The organism is Pseudomonas sp. 2, assembly GCF_056627435.1.
On record NZ_JBWXNG010000001.1, the window covers coordinates 473,674 to 491,570 of the forward strand.

Genomic DNA, 17,897 nt, shown 5'->3' on the forward strand with positions numbered 1-17,897 from the left:
CTGCTACGGGGCAGGTGTCGAATGCAACTGTTGCAACACCTCCGACCCCGTAGCAGCCGGGCTTGCCCGCGGGGCGATCTTGACATTTCGCCGCCGGCAAGCCGGACGGCTACGGGTTCATTTCATGAAACCTTCCATGAAATCCGCCACGCCACTGGCGATCTTGCGCCGCCACAACGGCGTCGCGGGGTTGGCCAGGGTCTGGTCTTCATGGACGAAGCTTTTGATGATCGCGTTGTAACCCAGCCAGCGGCACGGCTCGGGCTCCCAGGCCTTGAGGCGTTTCAGACCGCCGTCGCGAATAACCCAAGGCTGCTGAACCAACGGCGTATCGCGCTGCAGAATCAGGTCGGCCAGGGTGCGCCCACCCAGATTGCTCGCCGCCACGCCTTCCCCACCGTAACCGCCCGCCAGGGCGATGCCGTTCGCCCGGTCGCACAGCATGTGTGGATGAAACCGCCGGGACATGCCCAGGTTGCCGCCCCAGGAATGGGTAATGCGCACTTTCTTCAATTGCGGGAACAGCTCGCCGAACAGGTAGCGCCGCAGCTCGACTTCACTGCTGGTCAGGTCGAAATTTTCCCGCAAGCGGCCGCCAAACTGATAACCGCCACGGGCGCCGAACACCAGCCGATCGTCCATCGAGCGCTGGCCATAGGTGACTTGCCGGCTGCTCTCGCCAAACGCCTGGCCCTGATTCAGGCCGATCTCGTCCCAGACACTGGCGGGCAAGGGTTCGGTAGCAACGAGCAGGCTTTGCACCGGCAACTGATAGCGGTCCAGCGCCGGCATCGCTGCGGCGTAGCCCTCGACCGCCGGCACCACCCAACGGCAGCGAATCTGCCCATGGGCAGTGCTCACTCGCCCTGATTGCCAGTCGGTCGCCGGCGAATTCTCATAGATCGGCACGCCCAGCGCCTCGACCGCCCGCGCCAGCCCGCGCACCAGTTTTGCCGGCTGAATAGTAGCCAGATGTGAGAAATGAATGGCGCCGTAGGCTTGTGCGATACGTAACTGCTGGCTCAGTTGTTCAGGGGTGAGCCAGCGATAATCGGCCTCGGTCATCCCCTGCTTGTAGAGCTTGTCCAGGTATTGGCGCAGGCTGTTTTGCTGCTCCGGATAACGCGCGGCGCAATACAGCGCACCGCCCTTGCGAAAATCACAGTCGATGGCTTCGCGGTCGATGACGCTTTTCACTTCATCGGGAATGCCGAACAACAGCTCGTAGGAGGCGCGGCGAGCCTCGGTCGGGACACCGGCGAGCATGCGGTCGTCGCCCAGCAGATTGCCCATGACCCAGCCGCCATTGCGCCCGGATGCGCCGAAGCCTGCGGTCTGCGCCTCGACAATCACCACGTTCAGCTGCGGCGCGTGGCGCTTGAGGTAATACGCCGTCCACAGCCCCGTGTAACCGGCGCCGATGATTGCCACGTCAGCGTCCAGATCCTGCTGCAACGAGGGCCTGGGCGACAGCGGCTCGTCCAGCTGGTCCATCCATAAACTGATCGTTCGCCAAGCAGACATCACCACGCTCCATCGGTCCGGACACAAGGCGTCGATGCTAGTCGCTGGGATCGTCAGCTGTCCAACAATCGTATACAAAGCGCACTGTGCGAAGCGCGCAGGGCCATGTCGCGGTACACTTGCCGCCTTTGTGATCAAACAAGCCGCAACAGCTCAAATCCGGGCTCCTTGCAAAAACGTGCTTTGCTTCAGCAAATACCGACCCACTGCCATCGAACCGGGTGATGGCAATGTGGTCAATGTCTCAATCGAACCTTTCAGCGTACTGTCCATGTCCTTAAGTCCTCCACCTGCGGACGATCCCGCTCAGTGGATCATCTGCGAGCATTGCGACTCGCTCTACCAGGCCCAGGCCTTGAACAAGGGCGAGTCGGCCTATTGCCTGCGCTGCGCGGCCATCCTCGACCGCGGCCGGCGCATGAGCATCGAACAGATGCTGGCATTGAGCATCGCCGCCGGGATCCTGTTCATCTTCGCCAATGTCTTTCCGGTCATCAGCATCAGCATGAAAGGCCTGTACAACGAGGTCACCCTCTGGGGCTCGGTCGAGGCGCTGGCCCAGGGGCAGATCACCCTGATTGCGCTGGTGGCCGGGCTTGCGATCATCCTTGCGCCAGCGCTGCAGATCGCCCTGCTGTTCTGGGTGCTGGTCCATGCCCACCGCAACGAAATCGCCCCGGGCTTCAAGACCTGCATGCGCACCCTGGAGCACCTGCGCCCGTGGAGCATGCTGGAAGTCTGCCTGCTGGGCATTCTGGTAGCGATCATCAAGCTGGCGGGGATGCTCGACGTGCACCCGGGCGTCGGCCTGTGGGCCATGGCGATGCTGATGGTGCTGATCGTGCTGATTGCCGGCAAGGACATCCGCAGGCTGTGGGACGAGCTGGGAGTAGAGCCTGAATGAACGGCATCCCCTTCGCCCGCGAGCGCAACGTCACGCTGTGCCATGTCTGCGGCTATGTGTGCCCGGACGACACCCATGTCTGCCCGCGCTGCGAGTCGGCGGTGCATGTGCGCAAGCCCAACAGCATGGCGCGCACCTGGGCGTTCCTGATCGCCGGGCTGATCTTCTACATTCCGGCCAATACGCTGCCGGTGATGTTCACCACGCTGCTCGGCAGCGCCAGCGAGAACACCATCATGAGCGGCGTGATCGAGTTCGCCGAAAGCGGCTCGTGGGACATCGCCATCCTGATTTTCATCGCCAGCGTGCTGGTGCCGTGCATCAAATTCGTGGTGCTGGGCATGCTCCTGGTCACCTGTCAGCGCCGCAGCCAGTGGGCCATGCGCGAGCGCTCGCGGCTCTATCGTTTCATCGAGCTGATCGGCTACTGGTCGATGCTCGATGTGCTGGTGGTGGCGCTGGTGGCAGCGCTGGTCCAGTTCCGCGGCTTGAGCACCATCGAGCCCCGGCTGGGCATTCTGTTTTTTGGTTTGGTGGTGGTGATGACGATGTTCGCCGCCATGAGTTTCGATCCCCGGTTGATCTGGGATGCAGAGGTTGAAGATGTCCGATAACACCCTACCCCCGTCGCCGCAGGCACCCGGGCGACCGCAAGTCAAGGCCCGCAAGGCGCGCATTTCCCTGGTCTGGCTGGTGCCGATCGTGGCCGGGGTGATCGGCCTGTCGATGCTCGTCCACGATTTTCTCAACGTCGGCCCCAAGGTCGTGGTCAGCTTCCTGACCGCCGAAGGGCTGGAAGCGAAGAAAACCCAGGTGAAATACAAGAACGTGGTGATCGGCACGGTGACCGACATCGCCCTCAGTGATGACCGCACCCACGTGCTGGCGACCATCGAACTGAACCAGTCGGCCACGCCGTTCACCCGCGCCGACACGCAATACTGGGTGGTGCGCCCGCGCATCGGTGCCCACGGGGTTTCCGGGGTCGACACCCTGCTGTCCGGCGCCTTCATCGGCGCCGATGCGGGCAGCTCCGAAGAAACCAAGAAGGACTTCACCGGCCTTGAGACCCCGCCGCCGGTGACCTTCGGCGAAAAGGGCAAGCGCTTCATCCTGCACACCGATGACCTGGGCTCGCTGGACATCGGCTCGCCGATCTACTTCAGGCGCATTCAGGTCGGCCAGGTGGTGGCCTACGAGCTGGCCAAGGACGGCAAGGGCGTGGACATCGAAATCTTCGTCAACTCGCCCAATGACCAATACGTGCTGACCGATTCGCGTTTCTGGAATGCCAGCGGCGTGGATGTCAGCCTCGGCGCCGCCGGGTTGAAAGTCTCCACCCAGTCGCTGACTTCGATCCTGGCTGGCGGCATCGCCTTTCGCGAACCCAAGTACAGCCCGGACGCCAAGCCTGCCGACAGCAATGCCGAGTTCAAACTGTTCGAAGACCAGGCCACCGCGCTGGCGCCGCCCGATGGCGATCCCAAGTACATCCGCATGCGTTTCAATCAGTCCCTGCGCGGGCTGGTGGTCAATGCACCGGTGGACTTCCTGGGGGTGAACATCGGTCGCGTGGTCTCGGTGGACCTGGACTACGACCCCGCCACCGGCACCTTCCCCGGCGTCGTCGGCGCCGTGATCTATCCGCAACGCCTGGGTGCGGCCAACGACAAGCTGCGCGAGCAGGCCGGCGGCGGCGATGAAGAAGAACAGACTTCGAGAATCCTCGGCCGCTTCGTCGAGCGTGGCCTGCGCGCGCAGATCCGCACCGGCAACCTGCTGACCGGGCAGTTGTACGTGGCCATGGACTTCGACCCCAAGGCGCCAAAAATCGCCTACAACGCCAAGGCAAGGCCCATGGAGATCCCGACCGTGGCGGGCAGCTTCGACAAGCTGCAGGAACAGTTGCAGGCCTTTGTCGACAAACTCGGCAAGATCCCGATCGACGAGTTGGCCAACAACCTCAACGGCAACCTTGTCGAACTGCAGAAAACCTTGAAAAACGTCAACGGTCAGGTATTGCCGCAAATGACCGGCACCCTGCAACAGGCGCAGAAAACCATCGGGGCGGCCAATGCAACGCTGTCGGAAGACTCGCCAGCGCGCCTGCAAATGGGCCAGGCCCTGGATGAAGTACAGCGCACCGCCCGCTCGGTCCGCGTGTTGACCGACTTCCTCAGCCGTCATCCCGAATCGCTCATTCGCGGGCGCACGGGCGACGCCGCCCCCGGTTCGTACAAAGGTTCGTCCTCTTCCCGTGAAATTGCTCCGGAGCCTGCGCAATGACTCTGCGTAACCACCTTCTGGCGTTGACCTGCGCCCTGGGCCTTGGCGCCTGCTCGTCCACACCCACCCATTACTACACGCTGATCGCCCCGCCCACCCAGGCGCAACCGGTCAGCGCCCAGGCGCCGTTTCAATTTGAAATGCAGCCGGTGTTGATGGCCGTGCAAGTCGATCAACCCCCGTTAGTTGTCCGGCAAGGTGATGGCACTTTGGCTATATTGGAAAACGAGCGTTGGGGCGCACCACTGGGCGATGAATTCCACGATGCACTGACCGGCGAACTTGAACGTCGTTTCGGCACTCGTGATCTGGCCGGATTACCCAAACAAAGTGATCAGCCGATAATGTCCGTTCGTACCGACGTTCGCCGCTTCGAGTCGGTTATTGGCCAATATGCATTGATCGATGTGGTGTGGAACTTGAGTCTTCGCAATAACGGTAACAATGCCCAGCGTCAGACACTGACCTGCAGCAGTGTGATTCGACAGCCTGCGGGGATGGGCATGGAAAATCTGGTGGTGGCGCATCAGAAAGCGGTCGCGAATCTGGCCGACGTCATCGCCAGAACCGCAACCGGCTGGGCTCGCCAGCCGGGCACACGCTGCCCGAGTTGATTATCATTACGCATTTATGGACACTCAAATGAGTGTCCATAAAGTATGTTTTTGAATATATATCAATTCATTTAAGATAGAAACAGTTAGAAAACACTGACAAATCTATACAAATCGAATAAGACGTACAACTTACGTCAACAATACGTCATACAGGCGTTTCATAAAAATTATTCCCAACCGTTTGAATAGTTTCGGATCCAACCGGATACTTGCTCTTGTCTTGGCAGCGATCAACGGTTTTAATGCGCCAACTCATGACACATTCATGAAGTTTATTGTTTGAATACCCCTACATCTTTAACGTGATTTATACGGTGCAGCAACCGGTAGAAATATGGGATGCTGCACCCGCACTGCCACCGGAGAAAATACATGACAGGGATTGGCCCGAGACTTCGAGAGGAACGCACTCGCCTGAAACTGTCGCAAAGCGCGCTGGGAACACTCGGTGGCGTCGAAACCAATGCCCAGGGCAATTATGAAAGCGGGGCCCGCTCGCCGAAAGCCGACTATCTGCTGCGTATCGCCGAGGCGGGCGTCGATATTTATTACGTATTGACCGGCACTCGCTCGCGCCCGGGAGACGCCGTTGCCCAAGCGCTGCTGCCGGCCCGAGACGCGGCCACGGAAGAACATCTGGGCAAGGTCACTCACCAGCTGCATCGCAATCTCCATGGCCTGATCGATGCGCTGTATCAGATCACGCTGCTGATCGAGACCCGCGCAAACGACACCGAGGACGAAAGCGTGAAGACGGAACTCGATACCTTCAGAAGCGAAGCGCAGGCACTGGCCCAGGCTTCCGTCCGGCTGATTTTCGAAACCTCCAAGCTCACCTGATTCCTCCTCCGGGCGCGGTGTACAACCGCATCCTGCCTGCGGCATGATCCGGCATCATGACAAAAACGACCGGACAGCCTCGTGCCCAAGACTCCCGATGACCTGACCCGACTCACCGCCAGCCAGGCCGCCCGCCTGCTGCAAGCCCGCACGCTGAGCGCGCAGACACTGCTCGCTGCCTGCCTTGAACAGATCACGACCCGAGAGCCTCAGGTGTTGGCCTGGCGCGAGTACGACGCGGCCAAGGCTATGGAACAGGCGCGAGCACTGGACCGGGGACCTGTTCGCGGCCCCCTGCACGGCTTGCCGCTGGGCGTGAAGGATCTGTTCGATACACGGGATTTTGCGTCGGGCTACGGCTCACCGATCTACCAGCAGCATCGCCCGTTCAACGACGCCGCCGCCGTGGCCCTGTGCCGCGACGCTGGCGCCATCGTACTGGGCAAGACCGTGACCACCGAGTTCGCGACCTTCAGCCCTGGCCCCACGCGCAATCCGCACAACCCGGCGCACACTCCCGGTGGTTCATCCAGCGGTTCGGCCGCGGCCGTCGCTGCGCACATGGTGCCGCTGGCACTGGGCACGCAAACCGCCGCCTCGGTCATCCGCCCGGCAGCCTATTGCGGCATCGTCGGTTTCAAACCCAGCTTCGGCCTGATCCCTCGCGCCGGGGTCAAGAGCCTGAGCGAATCGCTGGACACCGTGGGCGGTTTTGGGCGCAGTGTCGATGACGTGGCGCTGCTGACCTCGGTGATGGCCAACGCGCCGCAGTGGCGCGAACTGTCAGCCGACCGCCCGCCGCGCATCGGGGTATGCCGTACCCCTTGGTGGGACCAGGCCAGCCCGGCGGCGCAACGGGCATTCGACTCCGCGGTTGACAGGTTGCAGGCCAGGGGCGCGCAGGTGGTGGATGTGGTTCTGGCGGATGCGATCGCCTCATTGGTAGAAGTACATGACGAGGTGATGTGCGCCGAGGCGTTCAAGGCACTGGCCGATGAGCGCCTGAATCATCGTGATCTTTTGAGCGAGCGGCTGGTTTCAATGCTTGAACGCGGTTCGCACATTACCTTCGAAGACAGCGTGCGGCATCGGGCGCAGGTGGCCTCGGCGCGGCATCAGCTCGGACGAGGGTTTACCGGCTACGATCTGCTGATCACACCCAGTGCTTGCGGTGAAGCGGATCTGGGACTTGAGCGCACAGGCGATCCATTGTTTTCGCGGGCCTGGAGCCTGCTGGGCGTGCCGAGCCTGAACCTGCCGGTGGGGGCTGGCGATCAGGGGCTGCCGCTTGGCGTTCAGCTGATTGGGCCGGTGATGGGGGATGCGGTGATGCTTGGGTTTTGCAAATGGGTTGAGGGGGCGTTGAGCGGCTGAGCCGGGGGTCGGCTTGCAGATCAAGATCTAGATAAAGATCAAAAGCGCTCTTCCTAACGTCAGATCTGTTTCGACTTCGTCGAGTTACTTGGAAAAGACCCCCAAGTAACCAAGGGGTCTTGCTCCTGGTTTGGCCCTCCTTCGTCGGGTACCTTCATTCCGGTCTCGTTCCGTGGGCCCGGCGCGAAAGGGCCATCCATGGCCCACGCGCCTCTCGCGACATCCTGTCGCTCGTCCCACTCCACGAGACCTCCATTCAGCCTGCACCCAAGTCGCGATTTGTGGCGTCTGGACTATTGCGCATCAAGATCAAAAGCCAAATCAAAAGCATGCGGTGAGCCCGGTCCCGTAGCAGCCGAGCTTGCTCGCGGGTCGCCCTCAAGATCGCTCCCGCCGGCAAGCCGTGCTGCTACGGGACGGTGTACACCCGCTTTGATCGTTCCCACGCTCCGCATGGAAATGCCGCCATGATGTTGCCGTTGCCGTTGATCTTGCTTTTGATCTTCATGCGCGATAGCCCACACACCACAAATCGCGACTTGGGTGCAGGCTGAATGGAGGTCTCGCGCAGTGGGCCAAGCGGCAGGATGCCGCGCGAGGCGCGGGGCCATGGATGGCCCATTCGCGCCGGGCCCACGGAGCGGGACCGGAATGAAGGAAGTCTGACGAAGTCAGACCCAAACCAGGAGCAGGACCCCTTGGTTACTTGGGGGTCTTTTCCAAGTAACTCGACGAAGTCGAAACAGATCTGACGTTAGGAAGAGCGCTTTTGATCTTGACCATGATCTTGATCTTGATCTTGATCTTGACCTTGACCTTGACCTTGACCTCAATCCGCCCCAGCCCGACATCCCCCCGTCACGAACCAGTCATAAAGCAGTATTATTCTGCCATCACTTTGCGGCAGGAAATTCCAGCAGTGATCCGCCGATCCTTCTCCTCCTTAAGCTTTCTCCAAGTGCTGCTCATGACGCTCTGCGCCGCGACACTGGTGTTCCTGTGGGCGCTGTACTTCCAACAGAAAGCCACCTCGCGCCATGAAGCACTGGCCGCCAAAGCCGCCGAGCACCTGAACCTGGCGACCATTGCCGCGGAAAACCTGCGCCAGCTGGTTGATCGCGCCCAGGCCATTGGTCGGGTCACTCGCAGTGACATGGAAGACCTGGGCCAGCGCCACCGCGGCCTGGTGCGCATGCTCGCCGAAGACCCGGTGTTCAAGCGCATGAGCCTGTACGAGAACGACGGCAGCCTGCTCTCGGCCAGCCACTTCGACGAACCCCATCAACTGCCCGCCCAGTGGCTCGAACAACTGCAAAGCCACGAACACCGCTACGGCTTCAAGGCCCTGCTGCCCAGCGCGGTGTTGGCCCCGACCAGTACCCTGTTGCCCAACTGGCGCCTGCCCTTCCTGCTGCCGCTGGTTGACTCCGCCAGCGGCAGCAGCAACAGCGTGCTGGTGGTGCAACTGGACGTGGGCTATATCGCCGCGCTGTTCGAGCACATCGATCTGGGCCAGAGCGGCATGATGCGCCTGCTCGACAGCGAGGGGCACGAACGTCTGCGCATCAACAACAGCGGCGTGGTGGTGGCCGGCGCGGCACTGTCTCCTGAACTGTCGGGCAGCGGCGACACCAATGGGGCGTTGACCCAGGCGGCCGGCCATGACCTGTTCCAGAGCATGTACCTGCGTGTACCGCAGCGCGGGTTCAGCGTGGTGGTGAGCCAGTCGTTCGATGAAATCCTCGCCTCGTCGCGCCTGACCTATCAGCGCCAGTTGTGGCTGAACCTGTGCATGACCCTGCTGATTCTCGGCAGCCTGGTCTGGACCCTGCGCGTGCTCCGCAAACGTCAGGAAGCCTTCAACGCGCTGGAGCAGGCGCAGCGGGTCAATCAGGGGCTGATCGGCCGCCTGGAAGAAGAACATCGGCGCAGCAGCCACGCGGCGGCCACCGATCATTTGAGCGGCCTGCACAACCGTCGTCAGTTCCTCGAAGTCGCCGGGCGCACGCTGTCGGCCCAGCGCGGCAAACGCCGGTTGATGGCGATTCTGTTCATCGACATGGATCGCTTCAAATCGATCAACGACTCGCTGGGCCACAAGGTCGGCGACATGCTGCTGCAGGCGGTCGCGGGGCGGATCAAACGCATGCTCGAATGCGACGACGAAGCGGCGCGCTTTGGCGGCGATGAGTTCGTGGTGCTGCTGGCGGGCGAACGCACTGAAGAGCAGATCGATGCCTGGGTGCGGGCGCTGGTGCAGAAGCTGTCGGCGATCTATTCGCTGGGCGAACACGAACTGACCACCAGCCCCAGCGTCGGCGTGAGCATCTGCCCACGCGACGGCCAGGATGTCGAGGACCTGATCCGCAGCGCCGACGCCGCCATGTACTCGGCCAAGCGCGCGGGCCGTGGGCAATACCGCTTTTTCGACCCTTCGCTGAACGTGGCGGATGTCGAGGAGTTCATTCTCGAACAGGCCTTCGGCAATGCCTTGCGCGAGCGCCAGTTCGTCCTGCATTACCAGCCGCAGATGCGCCTGGATTCAATGGTGGTCGACGGCTACGAGGCACTGGTGCGCTGGGAGCATCCGGAGTTCGGCCTGCTGTTCCCCGACCGTTTCATCTCGCTGGCCGAGCGCAGTGGCTTCATCATCGCGCTGGGCTTCGAGGTGCTGCGCCTGGCCTGCGAAACCCTGGAGCAGTGGCGCGCTCAGGGGCGCATGATGCGCCTGGCGGTGAACGTCTCGGCCCTGCAACTGCATCAAACGGATTTCAGCGACCGGGTGTTGGCCAAGCTGGCCCGCCATGGCCTGGCGCCCCGGGACATGGAACTGGAAATCACCGAAACCACCCTGCTCGATCAGGAAGGCCGCGCCATTGAACACCTGCGCCGGCTGCGCGAGGCCGGCATGAACATCAGCCTGGACGACTTCGGCAAGGGTTACGCCGGTTTCGCTCACCTGCAGTCGCTGCCGCTGACCAAGCTGAAAATCGACCGCACGCTGATCGCGCCGCTGTCCAATAGCCCCGACGACAGCCCGATCGTCTCCTCCACGATCATCCTGGCCAAGCGCCTGGGGCTGGAAGTGGTGGCCGAGGGCGTCGAGACCCGCGAGCAGGTGGTGTGCCTGAAGCTGGCCGGTTGCGACGTTGCCCAGGGTTATCACTTCAGCCGGCCTCTGTCGGCTGCACAACTGGATCAATACCCGCCGTTCGCCCACGCGACGCTACCCGATACCCCCAACATGGATGTGGCCGAAAAGACATGCGTGCCTTAAAACGCTTCACCCTGTTGTTCGCCGCCTTGATCTTCAACGCCGTGCCGATGGCAGGCGCAGCCCATGCGGCCACGGCCTGCCCCCAGCACAGCCTGCGCATTGCGGTGATTCCGAAAAAGAGCATGGACGAGCTGCTCAAGGAACATAAATCCCTCACCGAGCGGCTGACCCAGGCCACCGGTATTCCCGTGGAAATCGTGCCCTCCTCGTCCTATGAGAGCGTGGTCGATGCGATCATCTCCGGCGGCGTCGACATCGCCTGGCTGGGCCCGGCGTCCTATGTCATCGCTCATCAGCGCGACCCGCGCATCGAGCCGTTCGCCAGCCTGACCATCAGCCACGGCTTCTTCACCCCGGCCGGGCATCACTATCAGGCGCTGTTGCTGGTGCGCAGCGAAACGTCGGGCGACATCCCTGCCCTGCGCGGCAAGCGCGTGGCCCTGACCGACCCGGCCAGCACCTCGGGCAGCGTGGTGCCCAATGCCGAGTTCTCGGCGCAGGTGGGCGAGCCGCTGGCGAAGTTTTTCGGCTCGATCGTCTACGCCGGCTCCCACGACAAATCCCTGGATGCGCTGCTGGCGCGCAAGGTCGACGCCGCGTTCGTCTCAAGCGTACGGGCCGATGAATACCTGACCAACGGCGTGATCAACAAGGACACGCTCAAGGTGCTGTGGCGCTCCGAGCCGATCTACTACGACCCGTTCGTTTTCAGCGGCACCCTGTGCCCGGCACTCAAAGAGCAAGTGCGCAACGCCATGCTCAACGATCAGCAAGGCCTGGCCGAGTTTCTCAAATCCCAGGAAGCCTCCGGGATCGTGCCGGTGGACCATGCCGCTTATGCGCCGTTACTGGGCAAATTGCAGGCGGCGCAGTGACATGAGTTAGCGCATAATCCTGCGGCCCTTTTTCGCACCGAGGATCGCCAACCATGACGCTCGTTCACAAAGCTGCTCAAGTGGGGTTTTCAACGCAGGCCGGCACCTACACCCAGGGCCGCCCGGACTATCCGCAGGCCATCGGCGCCTGGCTCAGCGACACGCTGGGTATCGACGGGCATTCGATCGTGGTCGATCTGGGCGCCGGGACCGGCAAATTCAGTCGCCTGCTCGCTCCCTTGACCAGTGACCTGATCGCTGTCGAACCTGTCGAGGCCATGCGGCAGGAATTTGCCAAAACCCTTCCCGAGGTGAAGGTTCTGCAAGGCACCGCGCAAGCGATCCCGCTGGGTGATGAGTCGGTGGACGTGGTGGTCTGCGCCCAGGCCTTTCACTGGTTCGCCACTCAGGAGGCGCTTGAGGAAATCCATCGCGTGCTCAAGCCCGGCGGGCGTCTGGGGCTGGTGTGGAACGTGCGCGACGAGTCGGTGGACTGGGTCGCCGAGATCACCCGCATTATCACCCCGTACGAAGGCGACACCCCGCGTTTTCACACCGGCGACTGGCGCAAGCCCTTCGACGGGCGCCTGTTCTCGTCGCCGCAGGTGACCCGCCTGGGCTACAGACACAGCGGCCCGGCCGAAACTGTGATCATGAATCGTTTTCTGTCGGTGAGTTTCATCGCCGCGTTGCCGGAGACCGAAAAGGCGCAGGTGACCGCACAGTTGCGCGAGTTGATCGCCAGCCACCCGGCGCTGCGCGAGCGCGAGAGCATCGATTTTCCGTACCAGACCCAGGCGTATGTGTGCCAGCGGCTGGGCTGAAATAGCACCAACATGACTCGCTTTGCATGGACGATTTACTCCGGTTGCCTGCACTCTGCTTCTGCCCGAAAGGCGTGGGAGCGCAGCTTGCTCGCGATCTGGCGCGCAGCGGCAGCAATTTGAATAGACGCGGTGCACCTGACGCAACAGTGGTACCCGGGTTTACTGCCGCTTCGCGCCAGATCGCTGGCAAGGTCGAGCGCGACCCCGGCAGCTCCCACGCCCTCTGGGCAGAATCACAAGCTGGACAGCGCCTGCTCAAGCACTGCGTGATTTAACAGGCGCGAAGCGCATGGCGTATTCGCGCGGGGTCACGCCCAGGCGGCGGACGAACACCTTGCGCATCACGTCGACACTGCCGTAGCCGCAACGCCGGGCGATTTCGTCCACCGAGCGGTCGCCCAGTTCAAAGCCACGGCGCGCCGCTTCCAGCCGCACGTCTTCGACGTATTTGGCCGGCGTGGTGTTCAGGTCGCGCTGGAACATGCGGATCAACGTCCTGACGCTGGTGGACATGCGGTCGGCCAGCAGCTCGACGGTGATGTCGGTCTGCAGATGCTCGCCAATCCACAAGCACAAGGCTTCCAGCGCCGAGCCGGCTGCGCGCTGGGATTGCAGGGTGACGCTGAACTGCGCCTGGCCGCCGGGCCTGCGCAGGAACAGCACCAGATGCCGGGCGATCTGCAGGGCGATCTCGTCGCCCAGGTCCTCGCTGACCAACGCCAGCGCCAGGTCGACCCCCGCCGAAATCCCCGCCGAGGTGTAGACGTTGCCATCCTTGATCCAGATCGGGTCGGCATCCACTTCGATCCTCGGATAACGCTCGGCCAACTCCTGGGCCACGCCCCAGTGAGTCGCCGCCCTGCGCCCGTCCAGCAGCCCCGCAGCGGCCAGGGCAAACGCCGCCACGCAGATCGAACACACCCGTCGCACGCCGGGCGCACGCTCACCGATCCACGCCAGCGCCGCGGAATCCAGCGCCTGATCCGGGTCCCAGCCGGTGGCGACGATCAGCGTGTCGATCGGCAGGTTGTCCTGCCGCTCCTGATCCAGCGTCCTGTGGGCCATCAGGGCGATGCCGGTGATGCTCGGCAGCCGGGCGTCGTCGGTGGACGACACCAGCTCCAGCAGGTAAGGAGGCGTCGGGCCCGGGCTGAAGCGGTTGGCGACGGCGAACACTTCCGCCGGCCCGATCACGTCCAGCGCGTCCACCGGCGGCAGGCCGAGGATGACCACGCGCTTCTGTCGCGGGCCGTTACGCCTCGGGCGTTGGGTCGTCTGATCGTTCACGGCGGGCTCCTGCAGGCGGGAAAAAAGGGCAAGGCGCATCTTGTCACTAATCGACTGAAATTAGTCAATTCTGACAACGGCCGGTCCCTAGAGTAGAGACATCTCTCCTTACCACGGAACGCCTCCATGAGCACCCTCATCACCCTCGGCGGCCTCGCTGCCCCGGACTCTGAACTGGCCCGCAAGGCCACCTCGCTGGTCGCGCGGGTGCATTCCCCCGCCCTGCTCAATCACGTACATCGCAGCTGGTGGTTCGCCGACTTCCTCGGGCAGAAACGCGGCCTGAAATACGACCGCGAAGTGGTCTACCTCGCCGCCCTGATGCACGACCTGGGGCTGACCCAGGAATTTGCCGCCGACCAGCGCTTTGAAGTGGACGGCGCCGATGCGGCCAGCCGCTTTCTGCTCGACAACGGCTACGCCGACGCCAAAGCGCAACTGGTCTGGGACGCCATCGCCCTGCACTCCAGCGCTGGCATCGCCGACCGCAAGCAGGCAGAGATCGCGCTGATTTTCATGGGCGCCCACGTCGACGTCATGGGCCTGTTCCTCGACGAAATCACTCCGTCGCTGATCGACGACACCCTGGCGCTGTATCCGCGCCTGGGCATGAAGGCCGCGTTCACCGCAGCGGTGGCCGACGTGGCACGCAAGAAACCCCACACCGCTATCGGCACCGGCCTTGCGGATGTCGGCCGCCGCCACGTTCACGGCTTCGACTGCGCCAACGTGTGCGACCTGATCGACAACGCGCCGTTCGAGAGCTGACCTTTCCAACCCCTTCGGAGACTCCATCATGCAACGCAAATACCTGGTCACCGCCGCCACTGGCAAAACCGGTGTCTACACCGTCCGTTACCTGCTCGATGCCGGCCATGCCGTGCGTGCATTCGTGCACTGCGAAGATGAGCGCAGCGAGGCGCTGCGCCAGCTGGGTGCGGACATCTTCGTCGGCGATCTGCTGGAGCACGACGACATCATTCGCGCAATGCAAGGCATCACCGGCGCCTACCTGTGCTACCCGGTGCGTCCGGGCTTCATTCAAGCCACCGCCTATTTCGCCGATGCGGCACGTCGCGCCGGGGTCGAAGTGGTGATCGAGATGTCGCAGATTTCCGCCCGCGAAGACAGCAAGAGCCACGCCGCCCGTGACCACTGGATCGCCGAGCGGGTATTGGACTGGTCCGGGGTGCCCACCGTGCACATCCGCCCGACCTTTTTCAGCGAGTGGCTGACCTTCCCGTGGGTGCTCGACGATATCGTCAAGGACAACCGCATCACCCTGCCCTACGGCGCCGGTCGCCATGCACCGATTGCCGCCGAAGACCAGGCCCGACTGATCGCCGCCGTGCTGACCGATCCCGCGCCGCACATCGGCAAGACCTATCCGCTGTTCGGGCCGGTGGAGATGGATTACACGCACATCGCCACCGAACTCAGCGCAGTGCTCGGACGCACCATCAGCTACACACCTTCGACGCTCGGGCAGTACCAGACCCACCTGCAAACCTATGGCCTGCCGGAGTTTCTGATTCAGCATTTCATGGAAGTGGCGGTCGACTACCAGAACGGCATTTTTGCCGGCGCCGATGGCGAGCAGAGCCCGATCGAACGCATCACCGGCAAGGCGCCGCAAAGCGTACGAGGATTCGTCGAAGCGAATCGCGAGGTGTTTGGCTGATCAGGAGAGGTGCCTGCAGGTCATGACAGACCTGCAGGTGATGGTACGAGTGTTCTGAAAAGATCAGAAGTCGATGGTGCCGGAGAACTTCACCAGACGCGGATCGCCCTGGGTCAGGTAGCCGCCGTTGGCCGATGCCCAGTAGTTCTTGTCGGTGAGGTTTTCCACGTTCACGCGCAGGGTCAGGTCCTTCTGCTCGACCTTGAATTTGTAGCGCGCGCCGACATCGAAGCGGTTCCAGGTCGGCAGGCTCAGGTTGTTGGCCTGATCGGCGTACTGCCCGCCTGTGCGCAGCATGCGGGCGTTGAGCGCGGCGCCTTCCAGACCCGGGATGTCCCAGTCGACACTGGCGTTGAGCTGGAAGGTCGGCACGCCGATGGTGTGGTTGCCGTCGTTGGTGCCACCGGAGGTTTTCTTCAGCTCCGAGGTCATGCGAGTGCCGCCGGCCATCAGGCGCAGGCCTTCGATGGGCTCGCCGAACACGGAAAGCTCGACACCTTTGTTGACCTGCTCGCCATCACGCACGTACAGCGCACGGGTTGAATCGACGTAACCATCGGTAGGCTTCTCGATACGGAACACACCCAGGTTGGCGCCGAAGGTCTGCATGTCCAGCTTGATGCCGGCTTCCAGCTGCTTGGTACGCCCCGGCGGGAACGCTTCACCCAGGTTGGTGATGTTGCTGCCGGACGCCACCGGCCCTTGCGCCAGGCCTTCGATGCGGTTGGCGTAGAGCGAGACGGTGTCGGTCGGTTTGTAGACGATGCCGTACACCGGCGTGGTGATGGATTCGTCGTACAGCGAACTGCGGCTGCCGTCGTTGTTGCCGTAGGCCACGCCGCCGCTGGTGGTGCCGTCGTAGCTGTAGTTTTCGACACGCAGTTGCTGGCGACGCACGCCATAGGTCAGCAACAGGCTGTCGTCGAACAGGCCCAGGGTGTCGGAAATCGCCAGGCTGCGGTTGCGGGTCTTGCCAGTGACGCCCGGGTCGCCCATGTCGCCGCCAGTGAGCGAGACGGTGGTCGGTTTGGGCAGGTTCGGCGTGTTGTAGATGTTGGTGTTGCCCGCCGTCGATTTATAGAAGGTGTAGGCGTTTTCCTGCTGGGTCCAGATGGTCGATGCGCCGATCGCGATCTGATGGCTGACCGGGCCGGTCTGGAAGTGGCCATTGAGGCCGGCAGCGAAAGTGGTGTTGTCTTCGTTGTGCGGAATCTCGGAGCCGCCCACGGTCGCCAGGCCCGTGTTGCCCACCAGCGCAGGGGTGCCGTACACGCCGGTCTCGCGGGTGTGTTTGGCGCCGCCGGCCAGGTAGGCGGTCCAGCTGTCGGAAAGGTCCCAGTCACCGCGAATCATGCCGAAGGTGTCTTCGGTCTCGGTGTAGGTCCAGTCCTGGCCGTAGTTGTGGCTGGCGTCGGGCGCGGTGGGGATCTTGGTCGCGCTGCCCAGTTGCACGGAGTTGCGCAGGCCATTGACGCGCTGCTTCTGATAGCCGAAATCGGTGGACACCCGGAAGTCGTCGCCGCGGTAGTCCAGCCCTGCGACGAACAGCTTGCTGCGCTGGTCTTCATCGTGCACGGCGGTTTCGCCTTCGCGCTGGCTCAGGTTGACCCGCGCGCCCCAACGGTTGTCCTCGCCGAAACGCTGGCCCAGATCCAGATGCTCGCCGATGCGGCCATCGGTGCTGATGTCCTGGGTGTAACGACGAATCGGCGTATCCCCCGCGCGCTTGGGCTGCAGGTTGACGCCGCCGCCCAGGCCGCTGCCGGTCGGGCTGACACCGTTGATGAACGCGTTCGGTCCCTTGAACACTTCGACTCGCTCGACGGCATCGGTGGAGAGGATCTGCCGCGGCAGCACGCCGTACAGACCGTTATAGGAAATGTCGTCGCCGCTCAGTGGCAGGCCGCGAATCACGAACACCTGGGACTGGTTGCCGTAGCCGTAGGACTGACGCACCGACGGGTCGTTGAGCAGCACGTCGCCCACGTCTTCGGCCTGCTGGTCCTCGATCAGTTTCGAGGTGTAGCTGGTCATGGTGAACGGCACGTTCATGTTGTCCTGGTTGCCCAGCACGCCCATCTGCCCGCCACGCGCGACCTGACCGCCAGCATAGGCTTCCGGCAAGGTGTTGGAGTTGGTCTTGACGGCGTCGGCGTTGACATCGGTGGCGCCGAGTTCGAGGGTATCGGCGGCATGAACAGCGAAACTCAGGGAACAGCAGACTGCGAGCATCGTAGGACGAGACGGGAACATCATGGAGCGAATCACCTGCGCGAACTTAAGGAGGTAGATAGATGCCTCCCTGGCAATGCGACTCATTAGCAGGCGCGCACCTTAGCAGATGTAATTGCAAATTGTTATCAATCATTAACGATTTTTTCACATTTCGCGTACATCGGTTCTCT

General features: G+C 62.7%; 14 protein-coding genes. 11 read left to right on the forward strand and 3 right to left on the reverse strand.

Annotated features, from left to right (window positions below):
* Positions 1-117 precede the first annotated feature (117 nt).
* Entirely contained in the window at positions 118-1,524 is a 1,407-nt protein-coding gene (locus tag AC1MEK_RS02220; protein ID WP_480394626.1) for an NAD(P)/FAD-dependent oxidoreductase, read from the reverse strand.
* Between the two features lie 271 nt (positions 1,525-1,795).
* On the opposite strand from AC1MEK_RS02220, the gene AC1MEK_RS02225 reads away from it, so the two are divergent.
* From AC1MEK_RS02225 to AC1MEK_RS02265, 9 genes are all read left to right on the forward strand, one after another.
* The gene (locus tag AC1MEK_RS02225; protein ID WP_480394627.1) at positions 1,796-2,428 is read left to right on the forward strand and encodes a paraquat-inducible protein A; all 633 of its coding nucleotides are present in this window, start codon (positions 1,796-1,798) and stop codon (positions 2,426-2,428) included.
* A complete protein-coding gene (locus tag AC1MEK_RS02230; RefSeq protein WP_480394628.1) occupies positions 2,425-3,042 on the forward strand; it encodes a paraquat-inducible protein A in 618 nt (205 codons plus the stop codon). The genes AC1MEK_RS02225 and AC1MEK_RS02230 overlap by 4 nt, the downstream gene beginning before the upstream one ends.
* A complete protein-coding gene (locus AC1MEK_RS02235) occupies positions 3,032-4,714 on the forward strand; it encodes a PqiB family protein (protein ID WP_480394629.1) in 1,683 nt (560 codons plus the stop codon). Before AC1MEK_RS02230 ends, AC1MEK_RS02235 begins: the two co-directional genes overlap by 11 nt.
* Positions 4,711-5,328, forward strand: coding sequence for a PqiC family protein (locus AC1MEK_RS02240; RefSeq protein ID WP_480394630.1), 618 nt, complete (start codon positions 4,711-4,713; stop codon positions 5,326-5,328). Before AC1MEK_RS02235 ends, AC1MEK_RS02240 begins: the two co-directional genes overlap by 4 nt.
* Positions 5,329-5,703: 375 nt before the next feature.
* Positions 5,704-6,171, forward strand: a complete 468-nt coding sequence (locus AC1MEK_RS02245) for a helix-turn-helix domain-containing protein (RefSeq protein ID WP_480394772.1) — start codon at positions 5,704-5,706, stop codon at positions 6,169-6,171.
* A gap of 81 nt (positions 6,172-6,252) precedes the next feature.
* Complete coding sequence (locus tag AC1MEK_RS02250) at positions 6,253-7,545, forward strand: amidase (protein WP_480394631.1); 1,293 nt, start codon at positions 6,253-6,255, stop codon at positions 7,543-7,545.
* A 919-nt stretch (positions 7,546-8,464) separates the two neighbouring features.
* The gene (locus tag AC1MEK_RS02255) at positions 8,465-10,822 is read left to right on the forward strand and encodes a putative bifunctional diguanylate cyclase/phosphodiesterase (RefSeq protein WP_480394632.1); all 2,358 of its coding nucleotides are present in this window, start codon (positions 8,465-8,467) and stop codon (positions 10,820-10,822) included.
* Positions 10,810-11,697, forward strand: coding sequence for a phosphate/phosphite/phosphonate ABC transporter substrate-binding protein (locus AC1MEK_RS02260; protein WP_480394633.1), 888 nt, complete (start codon positions 10,810-10,812; stop codon positions 11,695-11,697). The genes AC1MEK_RS02255 and AC1MEK_RS02260 overlap by 13 nt, the downstream gene beginning before the upstream one ends.
* Positions 11,698-11,750: 53 nt before the next feature.
* The gene (locus AC1MEK_RS02265) at positions 11,751-12,521 is read left to right on the forward strand and encodes a class I SAM-dependent methyltransferase (RefSeq protein ID WP_480394634.1); all 771 of its coding nucleotides are present in this window, start codon (positions 11,751-11,753) and stop codon (positions 12,519-12,521) included.
* Positions 12,522-12,779: 258 nt separating this feature from the next.
* Here the strand turns inward: AC1MEK_RS02265 and AC1MEK_RS02270 are convergent, their stop codons facing one another.
* Positions 12,780-13,850, reverse strand: a complete 1,071-nt coding sequence (locus AC1MEK_RS02270) for a GlxA family transcriptional regulator (RefSeq protein ID WP_480394635.1) — start codon at positions 13,848-13,850, stop codon at positions 12,780-12,782.
* An 87-nt stretch (positions 13,851-13,937) separates the two neighbouring features.
* On the opposite strand from AC1MEK_RS02270, the gene AC1MEK_RS02275 reads away from it, so the two are divergent.
* Positions 13,938-14,579 carry an HD domain-containing protein gene (locus tag AC1MEK_RS02275; protein ID WP_480394636.1) on the forward strand — a complete coding sequence of 214 codons (642 nt, stop codon included), beginning with the start codon at positions 13,938-13,940 and terminating at the stop codon, positions 14,577-14,579.
* A 25-nt stretch (positions 14,580-14,604) separates the two neighbouring features.
* Complete coding sequence (locus tag AC1MEK_RS02280) at positions 14,605-15,492, forward strand: NmrA family NAD(P)-binding protein (protein ID WP_480394773.1); 888 nt, start codon at positions 14,605-14,607, stop codon at positions 15,490-15,492.
* Positions 15,493-15,555: 63 nt separating this feature from the next.
* Here AC1MEK_RS02280 and AC1MEK_RS02285 read toward each other — a convergent pair whose 3' ends face one another.
* Positions 15,556-17,748 (reverse strand): TonB-dependent receptor, encoded by a 2,193-nt coding sequence (locus AC1MEK_RS02285; RefSeq protein ID WP_480394637.1) that lies wholly within the window; start codon positions 17,746-17,748, stop codon positions 15,556-15,558.
* Positions 17,749-17,897: the final 149 nt, after the last annotated feature.